The sequence below is a fragment of the Streptomyces sp. NPDC104307 genome, assembly GCF_055584045.1.
On sequence record NZ_JBVJMU010000036.1, the window covers coordinates 1 to 5,773 of the forward strand.

The 5,773-nt window shown below is 71.0% G+C and carries 1 protein-coding gene; it reads left to right on the forward strand.

All coding sequences use genetic code 11. From position 1 onward, the window contains the following. Positions 1–5,773: SDR family NAD(P)-dependent oxidoreductase (locus tag ACZ601_RS38985; protein ID WP_469546971.1), on the forward strand; the 5,773-nt coding region annotated here is incomplete at both ends.

Genomic DNA, 5,773 nt, shown 5'->3' on the forward strand with positions numbered 1-5,773 from the left:
CCCTGCGGGTCGCTGTCACCCCGGTCACCGGCGACCCCGACACCGTGTCCCTCACCGTCGCCGACCCCACCGGCGCCCCCGTCGCCACCGTCGACTCCCTGGTGTGGCGCACCGCCGATCTGTCCCGGCTCGGCGCTCCGTCCGTGGCCGACGCGCTGTTGTGGACGGACTGGACGGCGTCCGCCGCCGGCGAGGCCGCCGCGCCCGTCGCGTGGGCACTGCTCGGCCCCGATCCGCTCGGCCTGGCCGGCGCGGAGCCCGCGCACCGCTTCGCCGGACTCGAAGAGCTCGCTGCCGCCCTGGAGCACGGGACCACGGTCACCGGCCCGGTGCTCGTCGCCTGCCCGCCCCGGGGCGACGCGGACGATCCGGCGACCGGCGCCCACACGGCCGTACGCGAAGCACTCGACCTTGTGCAGGCCTGGCTGACCGACGAACGCCTCGCCGGGCTGCGGCTCGGCCTGGTCACCCGCGGCGCCGTGGCGGCCCCCGCCGCGGACCAGCTCACCGACCTCGCCACCGCCCCCGTGTGGGGGCTGCTCAGGTCGGCCCAGTCCGAGAACCCCGGCCGACTCCTGCTCCTGGACGTGGACGACGACGAGCGGTCCGCCGCTGCCCTGTCCACGGCGCTCGCCACCGACGCCGCCCAGTTCGCCCTGCGCGGCGGGGACATGCTGGTGCCGAGACTCGCTCGGGCCGCCACCGGCAAGGCACTCGTGCCGCCGCCCGGCCGCCCCTGGAAACTCGACGTGGTCGGCCAGGGCATGCTTGAGTCGCTCTCCCTCGTGCCGTCCGACGAGGCCGCCAGGCCCGTCGGCCCCCACGAGGTCAGGATCGCTGTCCGCGCGGCCGGACTGAACTTCCGCGACGTGCTCATCGCCCTCGGCGTCCACCCCGGTGACGCCGACATGGGCGAGGGCTCCGGCGTGGTCACCGAGGTCGGCGCCGACGTCACGACGCTGTGCCCCGGTGACCGGGTGCTCGGCATGCTGCCCGCCGCGTTCGGCCCCGTCGCGATCGCCGACGCCCGCTGGGTGGCCCGCGTCCCCGGCCACTGGACCTTCGAGCAGGCCGCCTCCGTCGGCATCGTCTTCGCCACCGCGTACTACGGACTGGTCACCCTGGCCGACGTACAGCCGGGCCAGTCCGTCCTGGTGCACGCGGCGGCCGGCGGCGTCGGAATGGCCGCCGTCCAGGTCGCCCGCCACCTCGGCGCCGAGGTCTTCGGAACCGCGTCCCTCGGCAAATGGGACGCCCTGCGCGCCTCCGGCCTCGACGACCGGCACATAGCCAACTCCCGGACCCTCGACTTCGAGCACGAGTTCCGTGCCGCGACCGGCGGCCGCGGCATGGACGTCGTACTCGACTGCCTCGCCAACGAGTTCGTCGACGCCACCCTGCGCCTGACCGCCTCCGGCGGCCGGTTCATCGAGATGGGCAAGGTCGACATCCGCGACCGCGACGACGTGGCCCGGCTCCACCCCGGCGTCGACTACACCGCCTTCGACCTCATCCAGGTCGCCCTGCACGAGCCCGACCGCTACCAGGAGATCCTGCGCGCCCTCGTCGGCCTGTTCGAGCGTGACGCGGTGCGGCCCATCCCGGTCCGTCCGTGGGACGTACGCGAGGCGCCCGACGCCTTCCGTCACCTCAGCCAGGCCAAGCACATCGGCAAGATCGTGCTGACCATGCCCCCGCAGTGGGACCCGGACGGCACGGTACTGATCACGGGCGCCACCGGCACCCTCGGCAAGCTTGCCGCCCGGCACCTGGTCACCGAACACGGCATCCGCCACCTGCTGCTCGTCAGCAGGCGCGGCCCGTCCGCCGCAGGCGCCGACGAACTCGTCGCGGAGCTCGGCACACTCGGTGCCCACGCCACCGTCGCCGCTTGCGACGTCACCGACCGCGAGGCGCTCGCCGCGCTCCTGGCCACCATCCCCGCCGACCGTCCGCTGCGCGCCGTTGTGCACACCGCGGGCGTCCTGGACGACGGACTGGTCGCCGCGCTCACCCCGCAGCGCCTCGCGTCCGTGCTGCGGCCGAAGGTCGACGCGGCCTGGCACCTGCACGAACTGACCCGCGACGCCGATCTCACGCACTTCGTCCTCTACTCGTCCGTCATGGGCACCCTCGGCAACGCGGGCCAGGGCAACTACGCCGCCGCCAACGTGTTCCAGGACGCCCTCGCCCAGCACCGGCACGCCCAGGGCCTGCCCGCCACCTCACTGGCCTGGGGTTTCTGGAACGAGCGCAGCGAGATGACAGGCGAACTCGACGAGGCCGACATCGCGCGGATCACCCGCAGCGGCCTCATCCCGCTGACCTCCGCCGAGGGCATGGCGCTGTTCGACGAGGCCACCGCGCACAGCGAGCCCGCGCCGGTCACCACCCGGCTCGACCTGGCCCGGCTCGCCGCACTGGCTGCCGGCGGCAACCTGCCCGAGCTGCTCTCCGGCCTCGTCCGGGTCCGCACCAGGCGCACCGCGGGCGCCGCCGCGGCGGCCGACGGCGTCGCGAACCGGTTCGCGACGGTGCCGCCCGCCGACCGCGGCCGCGTCCTGCTCGACCTGGTGCGTGAGCACGCCGCCACCGTTCTCGGCCACGCCTCCGCCGCAGCTGTCGGCACCGACGCCAAGTTCAAGGAGCTCGGCTTCGACTCGCTGTCCGCCGTCGAGCTGCGCAACCGCCTGACCGAGGCCGTCGGCGTGCGCTTGTCGTCCACCGCCGTCTTCGACTACCCGACCCCCACCGCCCTCGCCGCCCACCTGCGCGGCGAACTCTTCGACGGCGACGAGACCACGGCGAGCAGCGCCGCACCTCTCGTCGTGCCGGCCACCGCCGCACCGGACGACGACCCCGTCGCCGTCGTCGGCATCGGCTGCCGGCTGCCGGGCGGCGCCGACTCCCCCGAAGGGTTGTGGCGGCTGGTCGCCGACGGTGTCGACGCGGTCGGCGCGATGCCCCGGGACCGTGGCTGGGACCTCGACAACCTCTACGACCCCGACCCCGACCGGTCCGGCAAGAGCTACGCCGTCGAGGGGGGATTCCTGTACGACGCCGCCGAGTTCGACGCCGAGTTCTTCGGGATCAGTCCGCGTGAGGCGGCGGCGATGGATCCGCAGCAGCGGCTCCTCCTCCAGACCGCGTGGGAGGCCATCGAGCGGGCCGGCATCCTGCCGGGCGACCTCATGGGCACCACCACCGGCGTGTTCATCGGCGCCCTGTTCCAGGAGTACGGCTCACCCCTGCACGGCGCCGACGAGAAGGTCGACGGCTTCCGCCTGACCGGCAGGACCACCAGTGTGCTGTCGGGACGCATCGCCTACTTCCTCGGACTGGAAGGGCCCGCGATCACCGTCGACACCGCCTGCTCCTCGTCCCTGGTCTCCCTGCACCAGGCCACGCACGCGCTGCGCCAGGGCGAGTGCTCGCTGGCGCTGGCCGGCGGTGTGAACGTGCTGCCGACACCCGGCATCTTCGCCGAGTTCTCCCGCCAGCGCGGCCTCGCCGCCGACGGCCGTATCAAGGCGTTCTCCGACGCCGCCGATGGCACGGGCTGGGGCGAGGGCGTCGGCGTCCTCGTTCTGGAGCGGTTGTCGGACGCCCGGCGCAACGGGCACCCCGTCCTGGCCGTCATCCGGGGCAGTGCCGTCAACCAGGACGGCGCCTCCAACGGTCTGACCGCGCCGAACGGACCCGCTCAGCAGCGCGTGATCCGCCAGGCGCTGGCCAACGCCGGACTGACCGCCGCGGACGTGGACGTCGTCGAGGCGCACGGCACGGGGACGAAGCTGGGTGACCCGATCGAGGCGCAGGCACTGATCGCCACCTACGGTCAGGAGCACACCGATGAGCAGCCGTTGTGGCTCGGCTCGTTGAAGTCCAACATCGGGCACACCATGGCTGCCTCCGGGGTCGCCGGCGTCATCAAGATGGTGATGGCGCTGCGCAAGGACACGCTGCCGCGCACCCTGCACGTGGACGAGCCGACCTCCCACGTCGACTGGTCGGCCGGCGCGGTGTCGCTGCTGGCCGAGGAGCAGACCTGGCCCGACTCCGGGCGTCCGCGCAGGGCGGCCGTCTCCTCCTTCGGTATCAGCGGGACCAATGCTCATCTCATTCTGGAGCAGGCCCCTGCGGCTGATCCGCATTCCGTGATTGATGAGTCCGACGGCCTGGTGGATTCCGGCTCGGTTTCGGTTCCGTGGGTGTTGTCGGGTCGTACGGGGGCGGCTTTGCGTGGTCAGGCTGCGCGTTTGTTGGCTCATGTGGAGGCGGTTCCGGAGTTGGCTGTTGGTGCTGTTGCGCGTTCTTTGGTGACTTCGCGTGCGGCTTTTGAGCATCGGGCTGTGGTGGTGGGTGGTGATCGGGCTGGTCTTTTGGGGTCTTTGGAGTTGTTGGCGTCGGGTGGGGTGTCGGGTGGTGTGGTGAGTGGTGCGGCGGTGTCGGGGAAGACGGTGTTTGTTTTTCCGGGGCAGGGGTCGCAGTGGGTGGAGATGGCGCGGGGTTTGTATGCGTCGTCGGCGGTGTTTGCGGAGCGGCTTGTTGCGTGTGGGGAGGCGTTGGCGGAGTTTGTGGAGTGGGATTTGTTGGATGTGTTGTTGGTTGGTGAGGGTGGTGCGTTGGAGCGGGTTGATGTGGTGCAGCCGGCGTTGTGGGCGGTGATGGTGTCGTTGGCTGAGGTGTGGCGTTCGGTGGGTGTGGTGCCGGATGCGGTGGTGGGGCATTCGCAGGGGGAGATTGCGGCTGCGTGTGTGGCGGGTGCGTTGAGTTTGTCGGATGCGGCGCGGGTGGTGGCGTTGCGGAGTCAGGCGATTGGTGTGTTGGCGGGGCGTGGGGGGATGGTGTCGGTGGCGCTTCCTGTGGCTGAGGTGCGGCCGTATTTGTCGTCGTTTGAGGGTGAGGTGTCGGTTGCTACGGTTAATGGGCCGCGTTCTACTGTGGTTTCTGGTGGTTCTGAGGCTTTGGATGTGTTGATGGGGCGGTGGCGGGCTGATGGGGTGCGGGTTCGTCGGGTTCCGGTGGATTATGCGTCGCATTCTCCGCATGTGGAGGCGGTGCGTGAGGAGGTTCTCCGGCTGCTTGATGTGGTTGTTCCGGTGTCTTCTTCGGTGGCGTTTTATTCGACTGTTGATGTGGGGGTGGTTGATACGTCGTTGTTGGGTGGGGAGTATTGGTTCCGGAATTTGCGGCAGACGGTTGAATTCGAGGAGACGGTGCGGCTGTTGCTTGCGGATGGGTTTACTGGGTTTGTGGAGTGTTCTCCTCATCCGGTGTTGACGGTGGGGTTGCAGGAGACGTTTGAGGCTGTGGGGGTTGAGGGGCAGGCTGTTGCGGTTGGGTCGTTGCGTCGGGGTGAGGGGGGTTGGGACCGGTTCCTGCTCTCTGCTGGTCAGGCGTTCGTGCGGGGTGTGCCGGTTGACTGGTCGGCTGTGGTGCCCGAGGCGGGCCCCGTCGATCTGCCCACCTACGCCTTCCAGGGCAAGCACTACTGGCTGGCGCCGCACGAGCCCACCACCGACGATCTCGGCTCCGGCCCTGGCCACCCGCTGCTCACCGCCGTGCTCGAACTGCCGGGAACGGACGCGGTCCTGCTGACCGGCCGGGTCGCGCGGCAGAGCGCGGCCTGGCTCGCCGACAATGTGCTGGGCGGCCGGGCGGTCCTGCCGGGTACGGCGTTCGTCGAGTTGGCGTTGCGTGCGGCGGATGAGGCCGGTTGTGAGCAGGTCGGTGAGCTCACGCTTCTGGAGCCTCTGGTGCTGCCGGAGCG